The sequence below is a fragment of the Halomonas sp. hl-4 genome (assembly GCF_900215475.1).
Taxonomy (GTDB): domain Bacteria; phylum Pseudomonadota; class Gammaproteobacteria; order Pseudomonadales; family Halomonadaceae; genus Vreelandella.
This window is the reverse complement of sequence record NZ_LT907845.1, coordinates 432,552-452,687: the sequence shown is the minus strand read 5'-3', so window position 1 is coordinate 452,687 and position 20,136 is coordinate 432,552. Positions and strand designations below refer to the sequence as shown.

18 protein-coding genes, 1 tRNA gene and 1 other RNA gene are annotated in these 20,136 nt (G+C 56.1%); 9 read left to right on the top strand and 11 right to left on the bottom strand.

Translation table 11 applies throughout. From position 1 onward, the window contains the following. Positions 1-67 precede the first annotated feature (67 nt). Positions 68-754, bottom strand: a complete 687-nt coding sequence (locus CPH17_RS02305) for a type 1 glutamine amidotransferase domain-containing protein (protein ID WP_096298162.1) — start codon at positions 752-754, stop codon at positions 68-70. Between the two features lie 110 nt (positions 755-864). Next, positions 865-2,211: a Na+/H+ antiporter family protein gene (locus tag CPH17_RS02300; protein ID WP_096298160.1), complete on the bottom strand. Its 1,347-nt coding sequence runs from the start codon at positions 2,209-2,211 to the stop codon at positions 865-867. 217 nt (positions 2,212-2,428) lie between these two features. Between CPH17_RS02300 and CPH17_RS02295 the strand changes: the two genes are divergently transcribed. From CPH17_RS02295 to CPH17_RS02285, 3 genes are all read left to right on the top strand, one after another. Further along, complete coding sequence (locus CPH17_RS02295) at positions 2,429-3,832, top strand: GntP family permease (RefSeq protein ID WP_096298158.1); 1,404 nt, start codon at positions 2,429-2,431, stop codon at positions 3,830-3,832. A gap of 64 nt (positions 3,833-3,896) precedes the next feature. Then, positions 3,897-4,346, top strand: coding sequence for an ion channel (locus tag CPH17_RS02290; RefSeq protein ID WP_096298156.1), 450 nt, complete (start codon positions 3,897-3,899; stop codon positions 4,344-4,346). A gap of 30 nt (positions 4,347-4,376) precedes the next feature. Then, the gene (locus CPH17_RS02285; protein WP_096298153.1) at positions 4,377-5,933 is read left to right on the top strand and encodes a cation:proton antiporter family protein; all 1,557 of its coding nucleotides are present in this window, start codon (positions 4,377-4,379) and stop codon (positions 5,931-5,933) included. Between the two features lie 8 nt (positions 5,934-5,941). On the opposite strand, the gene CPH17_RS02280 is transcribed toward CPH17_RS02285, so the two are convergent. From CPH17_RS02280 to CPH17_RS02270, 3 genes are read right to left on the bottom strand one after another with little or no spacing between them, the layout of a single operon-like run. After that, positions 5,942-6,865: a metal ABC transporter permease gene (locus CPH17_RS02280; RefSeq protein ID WP_096298151.1), complete on the bottom strand. Its 924-nt coding sequence runs from the start codon at positions 6,863-6,865 to the stop codon at positions 5,942-5,944. 18 nt (positions 6,866-6,883) lie between these two features. Continuing rightward, positions 6,884-7,708 (bottom strand): metal ABC transporter ATP-binding protein, encoded by an 825-nt coding sequence (locus CPH17_RS02275; RefSeq protein ID WP_096298149.1) that lies wholly within the window; start codon positions 7,706-7,708, stop codon positions 6,884-6,886. Positions 7,709-7,714: 6 nt separating this feature from the next. After that, positions 7,715-8,632: a metal ABC transporter substrate-binding protein gene (locus CPH17_RS02270; RefSeq protein WP_074396518.1), complete on the bottom strand. Its 918-nt coding sequence runs from the start codon at positions 8,630-8,632 to the stop codon at positions 7,715-7,717. Positions 8,633-8,793: 161 nt separating this feature from the next. On the opposite strand from CPH17_RS02270, the gene mntR reads away from it, so the two are divergent. Next, the gene (gene mntR / locus CPH17_RS02265; protein ID WP_096298147.1) at positions 8,794-9,270 is read left to right on the top strand and encodes a manganese-binding transcriptional regulator MntR; all 477 of its coding nucleotides are present in this window, start codon (positions 8,794-8,796) and stop codon (positions 9,268-9,270) included. 9 nt (positions 9,271-9,279) lie between these two features. On the opposite strand, the gene CPH17_RS02260 is transcribed toward mntR, so the two are convergent. The 3 genes from CPH17_RS02260 to CPH17_RS02250 form a co-directional block, all read right to left on the bottom strand. Then, the gene (locus CPH17_RS02260; protein ID WP_231898070.1) at positions 9,280-9,930 is read right to left on the bottom strand and encodes an RES family NAD+ phosphorylase; all 651 of its coding nucleotides are present in this window, start codon (positions 9,928-9,930) and stop codon (positions 9,280-9,282) included. Positions 9,931-9,980: 50 nt separating this feature from the next. Next, positions 9,981-10,379: an antitoxin Xre-like helix-turn-helix domain-containing protein gene (locus tag CPH17_RS02255; protein ID WP_096298143.1), complete on the bottom strand. Its 399-nt coding sequence runs from the start codon at positions 10,377-10,379 to the stop codon at positions 9,981-9,983. Positions 10,380-10,512: 133 nt separating this feature from the next. After that, complete coding sequence (locus tag CPH17_RS02250; RefSeq protein WP_096298141.1) at positions 10,513-11,289, bottom strand: DUF3750 domain-containing protein; 777 nt, start codon at positions 11,287-11,289, stop codon at positions 10,513-10,515. A 202-nt stretch (positions 11,290-11,491) separates the two neighbouring features. Here CPH17_RS02250 and CPH17_RS02245 point away from each other — a divergent pair, with 202 nt between their 5' ends. Beyond that, positions 11,492-11,860 (top strand): YbaN family protein, encoded by a 369-nt coding sequence (locus CPH17_RS02245; RefSeq protein ID WP_074396523.1) that lies wholly within the window; start codon positions 11,492-11,494, stop codon positions 11,858-11,860. 147 nt (positions 11,861-12,007) lie between these two features. On the opposite strand, the gene ffs is transcribed toward CPH17_RS02245, so the two are convergent. From ffs to CPH17_RS02230, 3 genes are all read right to left on the bottom strand, one after another. Next, positions 12,008-12,104: signal recognition particle sRNA small type (gene ffs, locus CPH17_RS02240), an RNA gene on the bottom strand. A 46-nt stretch (positions 12,105-12,150) separates the two neighbouring features. Further along, positions 12,151-12,227: transfer RNA gene (locus CPH17_RS02235), tRNA-Met, on the bottom strand. Positions 12,228-12,314: 87 nt separating this feature from the next. Beyond that, positions 12,315-13,250, bottom strand: coding sequence for a choline ABC transporter substrate-binding protein (locus CPH17_RS02230; RefSeq protein WP_096298139.1), 936 nt, complete (start codon positions 13,248-13,250; stop codon positions 12,315-12,317). 201 nt (positions 13,251-13,451) lie between these two features. Here CPH17_RS02230 and betI point away from each other — a divergent pair, with 201 nt between their 5' ends. The 4 genes from betI (at position 13,452) to CPH17_RS02210 (ending at position 19,941) form a co-directional block, all read left to right on the top strand. Then, positions 13,452-14,060, top strand: coding sequence for a transcriptional regulator BetI (gene betI, locus CPH17_RS02225; protein WP_096298137.1), 609 nt, complete (start codon positions 13,452-13,454; stop codon positions 14,058-14,060). Positions 14,061-14,070: 10 nt separating this feature from the next. Next, a complete protein-coding gene (gene betB, locus CPH17_RS02220) occupies positions 14,071-15,540 on the top strand; it encodes a betaine-aldehyde dehydrogenase (RefSeq protein ID WP_096298135.1) in 1,470 nt (489 codons plus the stop codon). A 59-nt stretch (positions 15,541-15,599) separates the two neighbouring features. Further along, complete coding sequence (gene betA / locus CPH17_RS02215) at positions 15,600-17,273, top strand: choline dehydrogenase (protein ID WP_096298133.1); 1,674 nt, start codon at positions 15,600-15,602, stop codon at positions 17,271-17,273. A 175-nt stretch (positions 17,274-17,448) separates the two neighbouring features. Next, a complete protein-coding gene (locus tag CPH17_RS02210; protein ID WP_074396546.1) occupies positions 17,449-19,941 on the top strand; it encodes an acyl-CoA dehydrogenase in 2,493 nt (830 codons plus the stop codon). Positions 19,942-20,136: the final 195 nt, after the last annotated feature.

Here is a 20,136-nt window from a genome sequence, read left to right as displayed (position 1 = left end):
CCCCCCGCCAAGCTCACAAAAAACGGCGAGCTATGCTCGCCGTTTTTGACACTGAAGGTAAGACTAATTAACGCGTCAGCCATGCGACCAATGCCGCGGCAGTAGGTGCAGAGGAAGGTGGGTTTTGGCCGGTAATCAGTTGGCCATCTTCACGCACATAAGGAGTAAAGTCGTCGGCTTTGCTGTAGATACCGCCACACTTCTGAAGCGCATCTTCGACAAGGTGCGGCACCACCTTGGTCAGGCCGACCGCTTCCTCTTCCCCATTGGTAAAGCCGGTCACTTCGCGACCTTTCACCAGGGGGTCGCCATTGGCGGTTTTCGCGTTGATCAGCACGATAGGCGCGTGGCACACCGAGGCCACGGGCTTGCCCTGTTCGATAAAGGTCTCGATCAGCCTGATGGAATCCTGGTCGTTGACCAGGTCCCAAAGTGGACCGTGGCCGCCCGGGTAAAACACGGCATCGAAGTCATCCGCGCTCATGTCGCTCAAGCGATGCGTGGCCGCAAGAGCAGCATTGGCCTGTTCATCCTGCTTGAAGCGCCGCGTTTCATCGGTCTGGCTGTCTTCCGCGTCGCTTTTTGGGTCAAGCGGCGGCTGGCCACCTTTAGGCGACGCCAGCGTTACCTCGGCGCCAGCGTCTTTGAACACATAGTAAGGGGCGGCGAGTTCTTCCAGCCAAAACCCGGTCTTGTCGCCGGTATCACCTAGCTGATCATGAGACGTCAGGACCACCAAAATACGTTTGCTCATCTAACTTCTCCTAGCGTGATGCGTTCAAAACTACGCTTAACACTCTTCTAGGTGGGGGCATATCCGCTGAGTTGCAAGCCGATTCCAGTTGTCCTTCTCGCCCTGGAGGGTTAAAGCGTCATCGCCGCCAGCCAGCCGAAGCCGATCAGCGGTAGGTTGTAGTGCAGGAAGGTCGGCACCACGCTGTCCCACATATGATCGTGCTGTCCATCCACATTCAGCCCTGCGGTTGGGCCAAGCGTCGAGTCGGATGCCGGCGAGCCCGCATCTCCCAAGGCCGCCGCGGTACCGACCAGCACCACGGTCGCCATGGGGGAGAAGTCGAACTGAACGGCGAGCGGCACAAAGATGGCGGCAATGATGGGAATCGTCGAAAACGACGAGCCGATGCCCAGGGTGATGAACAAGCCAACCAGCAACATGACCAGGGCGGCCAGGCCGCGATTATCACCGAACAGGTCAACAGCGCCGGAGACGAGTGTGTCGATATCGCCGGTGGTTTTCATGACCTCCGCAAAGCCTGCCGCCGAAATCATGATAAAACCAATCAGCGCCATCATGCGCATCCCGCTGGTGAACAAGTCATCGGCCTCGCGCCATTTAAAGATGCCGCCCAACGACAGCAGGCCGATACCCACCAGACCGCCCAGGATCATCGAGCCGCTATAAAGCTGAAGCCCCAGCGCGGCGACAATGGCAACACCGGACATCGCAAGGCCAAGCGCGTGTGGCTGGCTCGGCGTGGCGGAATGCCCTGCAGACATATTCGCCAATGGCTTGGCCGCATACTCACGACGACCGCGATAGCTGACGGTTAGCGCCACGATCAACCCAAGCAACATCCCGCTGACCGGAATGGCCATGGCCATCGGTAGCATATCGCGCGTAATCTCCAGCCCCAGCGGCTCCCCCGCACTGTTCAGATTGGCCAATAGAATATCGTTGAGAAAAATAGCACCAAAACCAACGGGCAGCAGCATATAGGGGGCGGTTAAGCCGAACGTCAGTGCACAAGCCATTGCTCGGCGATCTAGCTGGAGGCGGTTCATCACAGCTAAAAGCGGCGGAATCAGTACCGGAATGAAGGCAATATGTACGGGGATCACATTCTGCGACATGATCGCGACCAGTACCACTGCGGCCAATAGCACCCACTTCACCCGGTTTTGGTGAAGCGCGCTGGCTTCTTTGCCTAGCATTCTGATCAAGATGTTAGCCAGCATGTCCGGAAGCCCTGAGCGGGAAATCGCAACGGCAAAAGCTCCCAACGTCGCGTACGCCAACGCCACCTGGGCGCCTCCGCCCACGCCTTCATTAAACGCTTCGAGCGTTTGATCCAACGAGAGCCCGCCCACGAGCCCTCCTACCAACGCGCCCAAGATAAGCGCAAACACAACCGACACCCGCGCTAGCGAGAGCGCGACCATGACAAGTACGGCAATAATTACGGCGTTCATCAATCTTCCTAAAGCAGGACAGTGAGGTGGTAAGCGAGAAAACGCGGGATTTTATCAGAGAAAACACCTATATGAGGTGACTTTTGCCTCATATAACACTTTTTATCGCCACTACCACTTTAGTCATGCCCCTATTGCTGCCATGCAACATAATGCCTAGTATCCGCGGTTCGCTTACTTCGCGTTTATCTAAATTAAACTTTACCCAGGAGCCCGCATGAGCACACTTGCTATCGTTATTTCGTTAATGCTGCTCATCTTCTTTGCTTACCGTGGGATTAGCGTCTTACTGCTAGCCCCTCTGATGGCCGCACTCGCCGTCACGCTCTCTGGTGACGTTGCGTTCTTACTGCCTATTTACACCGACACCTTTATGGGCGCGCTGGGTGATTATGTTATTCAGTTTTTCCCGCTGTTTTTGTTGGGCGCTCTGTTTGGCCAGCTCATGGCGGACTCCGGCGCGGCCCAGGCAATCGCCAACGGCATTGTCAACAAGCTAGGCACCCAGCATGTGGTGTTAACGGTGGTCATCGCCTGCGCTATTCTTACCTACGGTGGGGTTTCGCTATTTGTGGTGGCCTTTGCCATTTACCCGATCAGCCGTGAACTGTTTCGTCGCGCCAACGCGCCAAAGCGGTTAATTCCCGGCGCTATCGCGCTGGGTTCTTTCACCTTCACGATGACCGCCCTGCCTGGCACCCCGGCGATTCAAAACGCTATTCCCATTCCCTACTTTGAAACCAATAGCTTCGCAGCCCCCGGTCTTGGCATTATCGCCGGGCTTATCATGTTGGGGTTAGGCACTACCTATCTGCAATCACGGGTGAAGCAGGCGGCCGCCAAAGGCGAAGGATACGGCCATCACACCGAACGCGAAGCCGAACAGACTGACACCGATAATACTGACGCCTCTGCCACCTCGATGCCCATGGCCATCGCACTGATTCCCTTGGCTATGGTAATTGGCCTGAATGCCCTACTTACCTACGGCGTCTTCCCGTCCCTTGATTTAAGCTTCATCAGCGATGAATTTGAAGACGTGTCGCCCAGTGGCCAAACCGGCCTGTGGTCGATATTAATTGCCCTGCTGAGCGCATCGGCCTGGCTCATCATCAGCCAGTGGAAACGCTGGGCCAACCTGAAAGGCACGGTGAACAACGGCTGCTTCGGCTCACTGCTACCGATTTTCAACACCGCCTCCGAGGTCGGGTACGGTGCGGTAATTGCCAGCCTTGCCGGCTTTGCATTGATTCGCGATGCGGTGCTTAACGTGTCACCAGGCAATCCGCTTATTTCCGAGGCCATGGCGATGAGCGTACTGGCGGGCATTACGGGGTCGTCTTCCGGTGGACTGTCCATCGCGCTGGAAACACTCGGCAGCGAATACTTAACGATGGCCCAGGAAGCTGGCATCGACCCCGAGCTCATGCACCGTGTGGCCACGATTTCTGCCGGTGGCATGGACACGCTCCCCCACTCGGGGGCGGTGATTACCCTGCTGACTATCTGTGGGCTGACCCATCGCCAGTCCTATGGCCACGTGGCCATGGTCACCATCGTGTTGCCGATTACCGCCCTGATCAGCGTGATCACTCTCGGCACCCTGTTCGGCAGCTTCTAAAATAAGCGCGCGCATGAGATAGTAAGTTTCAAACCAGCATTAGTAACCACGGGCCCTGCATGACGTGACTATTCCGTACCCTGAACACGTGGTGGTGGTCATCACCACGTCTGTCGCTGTCGTGCTCGCGGTTCTGCTGCACTATGAAGCACTCTGGATCATTTCCCGCCAGATAGAGCGGTCACACAGACCCCACCGTCAGCGTATCCTGGGCATGGCGTTCGGTGTACTGATGACACACATCGCCGAAATCTGGCTATTCGGCCTCACGGGGTGGTGGCTGGTCGAGCTGCAAGGCATCGGCGCGCTGAACGGCTATAGCGCTTTCAACCTGCTGGATCATATTTTCTTCGCGGCCGTCACCTATACCACGGTAGGGTACGGGGACGTTTATGCCACCGGCCCGATTCGTTTCCTGTATGGCACCTTGGCACTCACCGGTTTTGTATTGATCACCTGGTCGGCGTCATTCACCTTTGTTGAAATGCAAAAGCATTGGCGAGTAAGAAAATAACCCGTCCGTTCCATACGCTAGGGTCTGTGCATGTTTGAAGTCATTATTTTATCGTTTGCGTTTATCTTCGGGATTGCCGCTCGCCAACTCAGCCTACCTCCTCTGGTGGGTTTTTTAACGGCCGGGTTTGCGCTTAATTTCGCTGGTCCCTATCTGGGTTTGCCGACCGAGACCGGTCCATTGCTCGAGCATCTGGCACACCTCGGCGTATTGCTGCTGCTATTCACCATTGGCCTGAAACTCAACCTTAGAAACCTCGTCGAGCCCGCCGTGCTGGGCGGCGCTTTTATCCACCTCAGCATTACTACCTTTATTTTCACTGCGGGCTTTGTGGTCTTTATGGGCCTGGCGCTCGACACCGCCATTCTGCTGTCCATTGCGCTGTCGTTTTCCAGCACAGTACTGGCTGCCAAGGTGCTCGAGGGCAAAAGAGAACTGCGAGCGCTGCACGGGCGACTGGCGATCGGCATCCTGATCATCCAGGACCTCGTGGCATTGGCCGCCATCAGCATTTACAGCGGCCAGTCTCCCTCCTGGTGGGCACTTTGGATCCTGGCCCTGCCGCTCCTCCGACCGGTGCTTTACTGGCTGATGAGCATTGCCCAGCACGATGAAATGCTGGTGCTGATGGGGGCGGTGCTGGCCATTGCCGTCGGCGGCATGGGGTTTGATATCGTGGGGCTCAGCGGCGAGGTGGGCGCCCTGGTGATGGGGCTATTGCTGGCCAAACATCCGCGTGCCCAGGAAATGTCCAAGGCGCTGTGGGGGCTCAAGGAAATACTGCTGATCAGTTTTTTCCTGCAGATAGGCATGTCGGGCCTGCCCGACACCAACGCGCTGATCTTCGCTGGTGTCATGTCGCTGCTGCTGCCACTGAAAGCCGCACTGTTCTTTGCCCTGCTGATTGTCTTCAAGGTTCGCGCCCGCAGCGCTTTCCTGGGGGGCCTTAGCCTCACCGCCTACAGCGAGTTCGGCCTGATCGTGGCGGCCAGCCTGCTGGAAGACTGGCTGGTGCCGCTGGCACTCACCGTGGCGCTTTCATTTATCATCTCCGCACCACTCAACCGGGTCGCCCACGCCCTGTTTGATCGTTTTGAGGCGCGCCTGACCCGCTTTGAGCGTCATTTACGCCATCCCGATGAGCAGCCCGTCACCCTGGGCGATGCAACACTGTTGGTCATCGGCATGGGCCGCACCGGCAGTGCCGCCTACGATTTTTTTGTCGAGAACCATTTACGGGTGGTGGGAGTCGATTCCGATCCCAACAAGGTAGCCGCTTCTCAGCGCGACGTTCGCTATGCCGATGTGGAAGACGTCTCTTTCTGGTCGCACCTGGATATTCAGGCCCTTGACGCCGTGGTGCTGGCAACGCCCAATACCGAAAGCAAGCTATTTGCCACCCGCCAGCTGCGCAAGGCGGGGTTCAAAGGCACGATCATTGCCGGTATCAACTATCCCGATGAAGAAGCCCCCTTGATGGAGGCCGGCGCGGATCAAACCTATTTGCTGATGGCGGGCGCCGGCATCGGTATCGCCGAAAAAACCTGGGAACGTCTGCAGTCGCCCGCGACACCCACCACGCCATAAGGCGCCATTCAGCCCAGGCGCCAGCGCCGCCATTGGCGGGCCAGCACGCCGTGCCTGGGTGAAAACACCAGCGCCGCGAAGAACCAGCCGGTGGCGACCAGCACGATAGTACCGCCCGAAGCCACATCCAGCGCGGCCGAGAGCCATAGCCCGATCACCGCTGAACTTACGCCCACAGCAACCGAAATCAGCATCATAGTACGAAACCGATCGGTGAGCAGGTGGGCGGTGGCCCCGGGCGTTATCAGCATCGCCACCACCAGGATGATGCCCACGGTTTCGAGGCTCGCCACAATGGTCAACGTCAACAGCAGAATCAGCCCGTAGTGAATCACGCTGGTGTTGAAGCCAAGCGCCTGCGCCTGCTGGGGGTCGAAGGCGTATAGCAGTAGCGGCCGAAAGCAGAGCCACACCACCAGCAGCGCGATAACGCTGGCGACAAGGGTGAGCACAAGCGCGGATTCGCGCACGCCGAGCACGTTGCCAAACAGGATGTGCATCAGGTGGGTACTGGAGGCGATCTTGCTGATGATCACAATCCCCAACGCAAAAGCGCCAGTAAACATCAGCCCCATCGCGGCATCCGACTTAATGCGTGTATGGCGCTCGATAGCCCCTATGCCTATTGAGGTCAGCGCGCCGGTAATAAACGCACCGATAAAAAACGGCCAGCCGAGCAGGTAGGCAATCGCCACGCCGGGCAGCACCGCATGAGAAATGGCATCCCCCAGCAGTGACCAGCGCTTGAGCACCACGTAGCACGACAGCAGTCCGCAGATCGCCCCCACCATGACCGAGGTCAACAGCGCGCGTTGCATAAAGCGGTACTGAAAGGCGTCCGACAAGGTATCAGGCAGCAGATTGACCACCACCATGAGGGCACTCATCAGACCGTTCACCAGCGCGGAGCTTAAGGTATCTAGCACTTCCATGGTCGCAGCGCCTCCTGGTTAACCTGTCGCGGTGGTAAGTGAGCTGGATATTAATCCATTATCGTCAGCCGAGGCATCAATAGCGCTGACGGCCAACGCCGCCAGCTTGGTATCGCTAAGCATGTCGTCTGGGCGGCCCACGCCACGAATCACTCGATTAATCAGCACGACACGGTCAGCATAACGGCGCGCGCTTGGCATATCGTGCGTCACCATAATAATGGTGCTACCTGCCTGCCGTTCGCGGCATAGAACATCTAAAATGAGCTTTTCGCTGGGCGGGTCAACGCCGGCAAGCGGCTCGTCAAGTAGCAAAATTTTGGCCTGCTGCGCGAGGGCTCGCGCTAGCAGTACACGTTTTTTCTGCCCGCCGGAAAGCGCGCCAATTGGCCGGTCCGAAAACGCCAGCATGTCAACAGCGGTCAATGCATTGCGCACGGCCTCACTGTGACGTGGGTGATACCAGCGCGCGGGCAGACAACGCCGCCACCAAGCATCCTGGCGCATATGGCCGAAGCGGCCGCCCATTACTGTCTCCCACACTGACACGGGAAAGTCCCATTCGATGGCCTCTCGCTGGGCCATATAGGCAATCTGACCTGCTCGGCGGTGCTCGGCAATAGGCTGACCGAAGGCATGAACCCGGCCACGCAAAGGTTTCATACTGCCTGTCAGTACATGGAAAAGCGTCGATTTACCCGCTCCATTAGGACCCACAATGGTGGTCCACTGACCGGCCGGAAACACCAGGTCGATATTTTCCAGCACCGGCTTGCGCTGATAAGCCGCATACAGACCTTCAATCTCAATGGCGGCGGTGGATGTGTCAGGGTTTAGGGACATGACGGATTACTCGCTTGCCAAATGATCACGCAAAAGCTCAGCGTTGTGGCGCAGCATGGCGAAATAATCGGGCGCATCGCCATCGGGCTCGCTCAGCGAATCGACATACAGAGGGCCGGCCACAGGCAGGTTCGTATCATTCGCCACGCTGGTGACATGTCGATCAGAAATGGTGCTTTCCCAGAACAAGGCGGCTGGCTTTCGCTCATTAATCATGTCGATGACCCGCATTAGCTGGCGCGGTGAGCCTTCCGTTTCAGCGTTGGTGCCCCAGATGCCATCGTGTTCGAAATCGTAAGCATCGGCGAAGTAAAGAAACGCAGCTTCGCTGGAAAGCAGCACACGACGCTCTTCAGGTATTGAGGAAAGAGTTTCTTGTAGCTCAACATGCAGATCATCGAGTGATGCTTCAGTCTTTTCAGCACGGCGCTGAATGTCGTCTGCCTGGTCAGGTAGCGCGTCTTCAAGCTGATCGGCAATCGCCTTCACGTAGGCTACCGCCGCGCGCGGGTCCATCCACAGATGGGGATCGACATCGCCTTCCATATCACCGGTGACGATGGTCTGAGTCGGGTAGCCCGACGCCTCGGCCACCGCCACGACAGGGGTATCGTCATCCACCGTGGCATTGACTTGCGACATCCATTGCTCTAGCTGATAGCCGTTGTAAAACACCACATCAGCGTCTTCCAGGGCGGCAAAGTTGTCAGGCGTTAACTCCCACTCGTGTACCTCGGCATTAATCGGGGTCAGCACAGATACCTCGGCACTATCCCCCGCCACTTGCTCAACCAGGTCACCCAATACCGAAAAGGTGACAGCCACCTTGAGAGGCGACGCGTCTTGATCCGCCTGAGCACTGGCCACGGTTGCGGTAAATACCAGGGGTATGCAGAACGTCAGCCTCTTATCTCGTTGGCGCATAATGACTCTCCACTGTGATAGGATCGTGTTAAACACAACTTTAGCTCACTTAAAAAGCATCATGCAAATAGTTTAGCCTTGGCTAACAATTATTCCAAAAAATACGCTACCATGCTAATCAACGTTTTTACTCACTCTGATAGCCAACCTATATAGCCAATATGAGCGATCACGAACACCAACCGTTGCCGCCTACTTCACGCCTGAGTGGCGATGCACTGCCGCCTGTAGAGCAGCATGCGCAGCAGTACGAAACCGTGCGCAACGCCCACGAAACCGAGCTTATCGAAGATTATGTGGAATTGATTGGCGACCTGTTGCGCCATCGGGGCGAAGCACGCGCGGCTGACATCGCTAGCCGCATGGCGGTTAGCCAGGCGACCGTGTCAAAAATGATCCGACGCTTAAATGAGCTGGGACTGGTGACGAGCCGACCCTATCGGTCTCTTTTCCTGACTGAGGAAGGCCAAAAAATGGCCGAAACCTCTCGGGCGCGCCATGACATTGTGCTGCATTTCTTGCGCGCCCTGGGAGTTCGCGATACCACTGCACGCATTGATGCCGAGGGCATGGAGCACCATGTCAGTGATGAAACGCTCGCTATTATGCAGCGCTTCACTAAGCAGCAGCAAAAATAAGCTAAGCCGCTATTTTTGCTGCACGGGTATCGCGGAAAGCCGGTTAACCTGAGCAATAGAACCGTTCCATATCATTTCCAGATGCGTGGTCTGAATCACATCCCTTACATACTGAGGTGTCATCAGCGCCCAGCAGATCGCACCCTCATAACGCACCGAGTGATACCGCAGCCCGACACTGGCCGAACGGCGCAATTCACCACCCAACTCCCGAGACGCGTGGTAAGCATCCAGATGATAAATGGCATGGGTTCGCGCTAACGTCAATGCATCACGGCAGCCGCCTTCATCGAACACACACTTCAACCCTCTAAAAACAAAGCGCTCAAAGTGCAGCGATGGCACCTTCTGCCAATATGCTTGCTGATGGTATTTGACTTCAGCAATCGCGGCAGAGAGGGAATCGGCGACATACAGCACGCCAAAGCTGCCATCGCTAAAACGCGAGCCATTGGGGTTCACGTGGGTAAAGGGCGCAGTCGCATAAGAACAGCCGCGAATGCCGAAAGGTATTTCATCGACGGGCAAAAGCCCCAGGTCGCCTACTTCATTGCGCAGGCGTGGATTGGTTAACGCCTGAAGCGTATATAACGCCTCAAATTCGTCAGCGTCTGCCACATCGTCAAATAGCCCAATCGGCGGAAACTTGCTGTGGATCAAGCGGTAGCTTTCCACCTGGTTTGTGGCACATGCTGGCAGATCACTCGGTGCTACCACTGAGCACCTCGCATGCTATCAATGCGCTTAAACGTTTCGTAAAGCGCGGCAAAGTCACCGCTGCTAATCACCTCAAGCGGCGTGCGACCATTAAAGTAAGGGTTGTGATTGGCCATTGAGACAAACCCGTACAGATTATCTGGATTCTCGAACAGCATGCGTAACGCCGCATGAATATTAAGCAAATAGCTGATCCGGGTGAGTTGGTCGCTATCCAGTTTGATCTCAGCCAAATCGCCGCGCCGAGCGCGGGCATAGGTACTGTGCGATACGCGCAAAATCGCCTCGCCTTGCTCGCCGGTTGCCTGCCATTTGTCCAAAATGCGCACCGCCGCCTTCAAGCCAACAGCCGCCGCAGATTTGTTATAGGCCAGTTCAGTTAGCGTTTGCATCGACATGCTCATTACCTATTCTGTAAAAACAAAAATGCAATTAATGTATTTACAGACATAGTACATCATTTTTCCCTTCTCTGCGTAATCCTGGCAGCAATTCGTCACCAAGCCTTGCAATACGCTTTGCCGTTTACTGGCGATTTCCCATGACCTTGGCTGGCATGCCCAACCGAGCGATACCAGGCAGCTTTAACGCTGGGCGCATTACATCAATGCCCACTCCAAGCCCCAAAATGTTCACCTCTATACCCTCCTCCAACGCAACCAGTAACCCAACGACGCCTCCTAAAGACAGCTGGTAACCCGTACCGCTCGGTACCGGCGCAACCACCCCATCAAACAAGTAATCTTTGCCAACAGCAGTAACGGGCAGCGCCACCTTAAGGCTTGGCACTTCACGCGCAATCCAGGCGATAAAACTATTGCTGTTAGGGCCAGGCCAGACTCGGTACAGGTCGGCATAAGGGAAACGTGACGCAGCATCGGCAATTTGGGGAATCATCTGCTGGGCTTGCTCACCGCGATAATCTGCCAGCAATTCCGGCGGGTTGCCAAACCAAGAGCGGTCCGGTGTATCAGTCGACGATACTACAGTGGGTCGACGCCAGCTCAATACTTGGTGCAACCGGTAGTGGTCAGCATTTTGCGATTTAGTGGCGATCCAGATATGCACGCCAAAAGCACCCCGCCAGTTATACGCGCGGGCAGCGTAAACCTGAACGACCGCTTCCGAGACATCCTCTGGCGACGGGGCAATATCCGCTGAAGTGCGATCAAGTGCCGACCAATGCCCATCTGTAACGATCTGATCACTGGCCAACATCCATACCGGCCCAGCCAACAGCACCCCCAGCAGCAAGATTGACACCGCCATCCACCGCCCCAGCAACGCGAGCGTTTTTTTCATAGAAGCCTCTAGTCGCTAACAGCCATGATGGCCGGATTTCCAAAGTACCGCTGAGTCAGGTACAAATCGAGCGATGGGTCTAAACGCGGTTCACACGCTAAAGCGTTACCCACTCAGCGGCAGTAAGCAAAGCTGGCGTGGGATTTGCCATGCTGAACGGGTCACTTATACTAGGGGCTAAATATACTGGCACAGAGGCATAATGCGACTGACACAGTTAGCTTGGTGCGGGCTAGCCTATCTGTGCATCGGGCTGGGAGTAGCGGGGATTGTCTTACCTCTTGTGCCTACCACACCGTTTCTATTGCTGGCCTTATGGGCAGCCACCAAGGGTTCGCCTCGTTTAGCCCACTGGTTATACCACCACCCTCGCTACGGCCCTTATCTAAAGGCTTGGCACGAACAGCGGGCAATCCCCAAACGGGCTAAAATCATTGCATTACTTTTACTGGTTACCAGCTGGTTTACCCTTTGGGCAAGCGGTGGAAGCCCCTTATTACTGGCGGGAATGGCCGTTTTCTTTTGTGGCGTTGCCACCTTTATCGTGACGCGACCTAACGCACAAAGCTAAATGGGCGGAACTTGAGAAATCTTAAACGATTGCCAGAAGAGACAGCCTGTTGAGCCACAGGCAGGCGAAGTGAGTCACTGCCTTGGATGCAGGCACAGGTCGCAAAAAGGGAGATTAACGAAAAAAGCGGGGTATAAATGGAGGCGGCCCCAAAAGCCACATCCCGGCACACGCATCCACCACTACCGTTGCTCCCTTCCGGGCCTGGCGGGGTTTGCAGTTTAGCGTTGCGGGAGGACCTAAGGGGCCACCATTACGGCTGACTCGTTTACGAGTCTACCTACGCTGAGTGGTGGCTACGCCCTGATTTGAACAGGGGACCCCATCATTATGAGTGATGTGCTCTAACCAACTGAGCTACGTAGCCTTTCCGACATCAGCGGAGACGTATTGTGCCTACCTTAACGGCAAAAGGCAAGCCGAGAACCGGCCCGCCTTCAACCATCACTGAGGCTTATTGAAGTGCACTACGCACAGCTTCTTCAGCAGGCTCACCATCGATGGTTTCAACGCCAGCTAACCATTCGCCTAGCAGATCATCGTTTTCCTTGAGATATGCACGCGCTGCATCACGGGGGTCTTCCCCATCGTCCATGATTTCGCCCATCAGCTGGTTTTCCATCTCGAGCGTGAACGTCATATTGTCGAGTAGTTCACCGACGTTGGGACACTCTTCAACGTAGCCGCCACGCGTATTGGTATATACCGTGGCACCACCCAGGTCCGGCCCAAAGTAATCGCCTGCACCTTCCAGATAAGCCATGTCGAAGTTAGTGTTCATGGGGTGTGGTTCCCAACCCAGGAACACCATCCACTCTTCGTCAGGCACCCGTGCACTCAGCTCGGCCAACATGCCGGCTTCACTGGAATCAACCACTTCCCAATCGCCAAGGTCGAAGGCATCGTCATCGATCATTTGTTGAATCAGCTCATTGCCGTCGTTACCCGCTTCAATGCCATGCAAATCGTTGTCAAACTTGTCCGCATGCTCGGCCAAGTCCTCAACCGAGGTAACGCCCGCGTCGTAAACATACTGCGGGACTGCGAGGGTGTATTTAGCGCCTTCAAGGTTGGCGGTCAATCGGTCCACGCTACCTTTTTCGGTATAGGGGTCGCTGATAGACGCCATCGACGGCATCCAGTTACCTAGAAAGACATCAAAGTCACCGTTTTCCATGCCAGAATAGGCAATCGGTACCGATACCGTATCCACACGCGTCTCATAACCCATGCCTTCCAATACTTCACTGGCAAGCGCCGTGGTTGCAGTAATATCGGTCCAGCCTACCTCAGCAAAGCGAACGGTGCTGCACTCGTTGGCCATCGCTAGGGAAGGCAGACCCGCCGTTACGACCATCGCGCCCATCATGCCTAAACGTGTTCCCTTCATGCAGTATCCCCTTTTAATCAAGTTGTCGAACACCCACCCGACGTTTACGCCTTGGCAGGTAGAAGCAACATCTTTTTATTGATTGAACGTTCAATAAAAAAATGCGACTATATCTAGGTAATCATGCCTACCTCTGTTTTTCAAGTTGAGGGGATGAATAGGCATTCAACGTGAGGAGTGAAAGCTGTGCCTAAGGTGGGAATGGAACCAATACGCCGCCAGCAGTTGATCAAAGCCACCATGGCGGCCATTGATGAGGTCGGATTAGCAGAAGCCACTGTCATCCGAATCGCCCGCCATGCGGGGGTTTCAGCAGGCATTATCAGCCACTATTTTGGTGGCAAGGATGGCCTACTGGAAGCCACCATGCGGCAAATCTTAACGGACTTAAACCACGCCGTTTATGTCCGCCGCTGCGCATTAGAAGATGAATCTCCCCGCGCGCACATTGGGGCGATCATTGAAGGTAACTTCGACCGCACTCAGGTCACCGGGCCGGCTGCCAAAACCTGGCTCGCCTTTTGGGCAAGCAGCATGCACAAACCCATGTTGCTGCGCTTGCAGTACGTAAACGACCGCCGCCTTTACGCTAATTTATGCCACCAGTTTAGCCGTGTGATGCCCCGGCCAGAGGCCCGCAATGCAGCACGGGGTTTGGCCGCGATGATCGACGGTCTATGGCTTCGCGGTGCGCTCGCGCCGGAAGGCTTAGACGCTGAAGAGGCCCGTTACCTGGCCCACACCTATCTTGACCAATTACTTGCTCACCATGGGTGCCAACAGCAGGCATCCATTGCCGAATCTAATTAAGGAGACCACCATGGCCGCTCAAGACATACAGCCCCTATTTATTAATGGTCACCCGGTTGATGCCACATCAGGCGAAACCTTCACCATCACCAATCCTTTTGATGGCAGCCTGCTGGCAACGGTAGGTCAAGCGAGCCAAGCCGACGTCGACAGCGCGGTTGAAGCCGCAAAGCGTGGCCAGCGTGAATGGGCTGCCATGACTGGTATGGAACGCTCGCGCATTCTGTTGCGCGCCGTAGCGCTTCTGCGTGAGCGTAATGACGAATTGGCTGAGCTAGAAACCCGCAATACCGGCAAGCCGATTAGCGAAACCGCAAGCGTCGATATTGTCACAGGCGCGGATGCACTGGAGTATTACGCAGGCTTGGCCCCCGCTATTGAGGGCAGCCAGATACCCCTGCGTGATAGCTCGTTTGTGTACACCCGTCGCGAGCCACTGGGAGTGATTGGGGCGATTGGCGCCTGGAACTACCCGATTCAAATTGCCTGCTGGAAGGCGGCGCCTGCGCTAGCGGCAGGTAATGCCATTGTCTTTAAGCCCAGCGAGGTCACCCCGCTGACGGCCCTGAAGCTTGCGGAAATTTTCACCGAAGCCGGGTTACCCAATGGCGTTTTCAACGTTGTACAGGGTGACGGCCGCGTGGGCGCGATGCTAACGGAGCACGAAGGCATCGATAAAATATCATTTACGGGTGAAGTGGGAACCGGTAAGAAGGTGATGTCAGCGGCCGCTGGCTCGACACTTAAAGATGTGACCATGGAGCTCGGCGGCAAGTCACCATTAATCGTGTTCGCCGATGCCGACCTCGACCGCGCCGCCGATGCGGCCATGATGGCCAACTTCTACTCCAGCGGCCAAATCTGTACCAATGGCACGCGGGTATTTGTCGAGCGCGGCGTCAAAGAGGCCTTTGAGGCCAAGCTGGTGGAGCGCGTGAAGCGTATTAAAGCGGGCGACCCCATGGACCCAAACGTCAACTTTGGCCCGCTGGTCAGCTTTGAGCACCAGGAAAAAGTGCTGTCTTATATTGCCCTTGGCAAAGAGCAAGGCGCACGCGTGCTAATAGGCGGCGATAACTGGAACACTGGCAGCTACGCTAATGGCGCGTGGGCTGCACCCACCGTGTTCACCGATTGCACCGACGACATGCGCATCGTTCGCGAAGAAATCTTCGGCCCGGTGATGTCAGTGCTCGCCTTTGATGACGAAGCGGAAGTCATTCGCCGCGCCAACGATACCAAGTATGGTCTGGCCGCCGGTGTCTTCAGCGAAAGCCTGAACCGTGCGCACCGCGTGATTCATCAGCTGGAAGCGGGGATCTGCTGGGTCAACACCTGGGGTGAATCTCCGTCCGAAATGCCGGTAGGCGGCTACAAAGAGTCAGGCATTGGTCGCGAAAACGGGGTTGAGACGCTAAATCACTATACCCAGACCAAGTCAGTACAGATCGAGATGGGGCCGTTTGAGTCAGTGTTTTAACTCCTGAATCAACACTCTCAAACACTTAGCTGATTACCATCTTGATGAGAGAAACACTGATGTCTCAACCACGCGAATTTGATTACATCATTATCGGTGCAGGCTCGGCGGGCAATGTGCTCGCGACTCGGCTCACCGAAGACAGCGCCGTGAGCGTCCTGCTGCTCGAAGCCGGAGGGCCGGATTATCGCTTTGATTTTCGCACCCAAATGCCTGCTGCACTGGCCTATCCGCTGCAGGGCAAGCGCTATAACTGGGCGTTTGAAACCGACCCGGAACCGCATATGGACGGCCGCCGTATGGAATGCGGTCGCGGCAAGGGTCTGGGTGGCTCTTCGCTGATCAATGGCATGTGCTATATCCGCGGCAACGCGCTGGATTATGACCACTGGGCCAAGCAGCCGGGTCTTGAAGACTGGGACTACCTAAGCTGTCTGCCCTACTTCAAGAAAAGCGAAACCCGCGACATCGGGCCAAACGATTACCACGGCGGTGACGGTCCGGTGAGTGTAACTACGCCAAAAGCTGGCAATAACCCGCTGTATCGCACCTTTATCGAAGCCGGCAAGCAGGCAGGTTACCCGGAAACCGAGGACGTCAATGGCTACCAGCAGGAGGGCTTTGGCCCCATGGACCGCTTCGTGACGCCCAACGGTCGGCGTGCGTCAACTGCCCGTGGCTACCTGGATACTGCCAAGCAGCGCGAAAACCTGACCATCGAAACCCACGCGGTAACCGATGTAATCGAGTTTGAAGGCAAGCGTGCGGTAGGCGTTCGTTACGAAAAGAAAGGCGAAAAACAGCAGGCCTACGCTCGCCGTGAAGTGCTGCTCTGCGGTGGTGCCATTGCCTCACCGCAAATTCTTCAGCGTTCAGGCGTTGGTGATCCCGAGCTGCTCCGCGAACTGGATATCCCCGTCGTGCACGACCTGCCCGGGGTGGGTGAAAATCTCCAGGATCACCTGGAAATGTACATCCAGTACGAGTGCAAAGAGCCTATTTCACTCTACCCGGCGCTCAAATGGTACAACCAGCCCAAGATAGGCGCCGAGTGGCTGTTCAAAGGCACTGGCGTAGGTGCCAGCAACCAGTTTGAATCCTGTGGTTTCATTCGCAGCCGCGATGAAGAAGAATGGCCCAACCTCCAGTACCACTTTTTGCCCATCGCCATCAGCTATAACGGCAAAAGTGCGGTACAGGCCCACGGCTTTCAGGCCCACGTTGGGTCCATGCGTTCGGAAAGCCGTGGGCGTATCCGACTGACATCAAAAGATCCCCACGCAGCGCCCAGTATTTTGTTTAACTACATGGTGAAAGACAAAGACTGGCAAGAATTCCGCGACGCCATTCGCTTGACGCGCGATATCATCGCCCAACCGGCGTTTGACCCATACCGTGGCCGCGAGATTGCACCAGGCCCAAACGTGCAAAGCGACGAAGAGCTGGACAAGTTCGTCAAACAGCACGCGGAAACGGCCTACCACCCCTGCGGCAGCTGCCGGATGGGCGATGACATAATGGCAGTGACTGACGGCCAAGGGCGAGTACATGGACTCGAGGGTCTGCGCGTCGTTGACGCATCATTATTCCCTGTCATCCCCACCGGCAACCTCAACGCACCCACTATTATGTTGGCGGAAAAAATCGCCGACCGAATCCGTGGGCGCGAGCCGCTGCCCCGTGCTGACGTCGATTATTACGTTGCCAACGGTGCCCCTGCCAAACAACACTGAACCAAGCCCTGAGGGTAAAACTCTAAAACGTCGCAGCCTCGCTGCGGCGTTTTTTTATACCCGCAAAAAGGCACCGAAATACTTGCACTGGATGGCACAGGTCTGCCAATATTCAAACATCCGTTTAAATATGTAAACGAATCATACCGCACTACCCCTAACATGGAGAGGCTTTATGCTCACCCTACTACTGATTGTGCTGGCCATTATCGGCCTGCTTGTGGTGATGCGCCGCGAGGCGGGCGCGCCAGCAGCCCTAGCCGTGCTTGGCGTACTTGGCCTGGTTGGCCTACTGGTAGATGCCAGTGTTATCGGCGTACTGCTTCTATTGGGCGCTGCCGCTGTAGCAGTAGCGGGCTTACCCGCATTGCGCCGCCAATGGCTCACCCCACGGGTGTTTGCGATGTTCAAAAAAGTCGCGCCCAAGGTTTCCGATACGGAGCGCACCGCCCTGGAAGCGGGCACCGTCGCTTGGGACGGCGAGCTGTTTTCCGGCAAGCCCCAGTGGAACAAGCTGCTCAACTATAAAGACGACGGTCTGCGTGAAGATGAGCAAGCCTTCCTAGACAACCAGTGCGCTAAAGCCGCTGGCATGTGTAACGCCTGGGACATCACCATTGAGCGCGCAGATTTACCCCAGCAGCTGTGGGATTACCTGAAAAAAGAAGGCTTCTTCGGCATGATTATTCCGAAGGAGTACGGTGGGCTGGGTTTCTCTGCCAAAGCACAGTCGATGGTGCTACAAAAGTTATCAGCCAACGAGACGCTAATGGTCACCGTCGGCGTCCCCAACTCGCTAGGCCCAGGCGAACTACTGCTCAAGTACGGTACGCAAGAGCAAAAAGATCACTACCTGCCGCGCTTATCCGATGGCCGTGAAATCCCCTGCTTTGGCTTGACGGGCCCGCGTGCTGGTTCAGACGCCACCTCGCTGCCGGATACCGGTGTGGTGTGCAAGCAGATGGTCGACGGCAAAGAAGTCTTAGGCCTGCGGCTTAACTTTGAAAAACGCTGGATCACCCTGGCACCCATTGCCACCGTGGTCGGACTTGCGTTTCGTCTGTTTGACCCAGACAACCTGCTCGGCGATGAAGAAGACCGCGGTATTACGCTGGCGTTGATTCCCCGCGATACCGACGGCATGGACATTGGCCGCCGTCACCACCCGATTGGCAGCCCGTTTATGAACGGCCCGATTATCGGCAACGATGTTTTTGTGCCGCTGGATACCATTATCGGTGGCCCGGATATGATCGGCCAAGGATGGCGCATGCTGGTTGAGTGTCTTTCCATCGGCCGCTGCATCACCCTGCCCTCGGGTGCCACCGGCACGGCGCGCTATGCACTGGGCTGGAGCGGGGGCTTTACTCGCGTGCGTCGCCAGTTCAACGTCCCCGTGGCGGAAATGGAAGGCGTTCAGGAACCCCTGGCGCGCATGGCAGCGCTGGGCTACATCGCTCAGGCGACGGTGTATCAAACCGCCAATCTGATCGATCATGGCGAAAAGCCAGCGGTCCCCTCGGCGATCCTGAAAAGCCAGCTGACCGAATTCCAGCGCGACATTCTGGCCGACGCCATGGACGTACACGGTGGCAAGGCGGTCACGCTTGGCCCGCGCAACTACTTAGGGATAGGCTACAGCGCCAACCCGGTGGCAATCACCGTGGAAGGCGCCAACATCATGACCCGCAATTTGATGATCTTTGGTCAGGGCGCAATTCGCTGCCATCCCTACGTGCTCGAAGAGCTGGCTGCCAAAGACGCCAATGATATCAAAGCGTTCGACAAGGCGTTCTTTAGCCACGCCGGCTTGATCTTTGGCAACGCGGCGCGCGCCTTCACGCTAGGCTTCGGCATTGGCAAACCCAACGTGCCGTTCGATGGCCCCGCCACTGTCTATGCCCAGGACATCGCGCGTCTCTCAGCCGGCTTTGGCCTATGCGCCGATGCTGCCATGGCAAGCCTTGGCTCGGCTTTGAAAAAGCGCGAAATGCTTTCCGCACGCTTAGGCGATGTGCTTTCCAATCTTTACCTCGCTTCCATGGTGCTTAAGCAGTGGCAGTCGGGCACTAAGGTAGAAGGCGAAGAAGCCCTACTGCACTACAGTTGCCGCTTCCTGCTCCAGCGTGCTGAGCAAGCTTTTGTCGAGATTTTCGATAATCTACCCAATCGCGCACTGGGCAAAACACTTAAAGTGATCGTCATGCCAACAGGTCGTCGCTGGGACAAGCCCCATGACGACTTTGCACGGGATATCGCCCAGCGTGTTTCGACGCACAGCGCATTGCGCAGCAAACTGCTGGAAAACACCTGGGATAAGGACGACGGCGAGCAGCCCAACCCGTTAGCGCGCTACAACGCACTGCTGGTGGACTATGACCGCGCAGAAGCCCTTTATCGCACGGTCAACAAAGCCTACGCCAAAGGTGAACTTCCGCAAACGGCGCTACATCCTGAAGCACGTGTCGAAGCGGCGCTAGAGAAAGCGCTGATTAGCGAAGAGGATGCTCAGTTTATGCGCGAATTCGAGGCTGAAGTGCTTGAAATGCTCACTGTGGATGATTTTGCCTACGACGCTTTTGCCAAGAATAAGTCGACGCTAATCGACCATAACGCTAAGCCCGCGGCTGACAACAAAGCCGACAAGGCGGAAACCAGCGTCAAATAGCGGCTTGCGCAGTCTTGCAACTTATAACCGGCCCGCGAGGCCGGTTTTTTTGGGCCTATACTTTCGTTTAATTTTCGATTTTTATGCGCAAATGACTTACCAACGGCACATAAAAGGCGTTGCATGTTCGAAATCGATCAACTAGAATTTCGTAAACGAAAGCTAGATTTTCCAATAACAACGACGCTAGCGAGA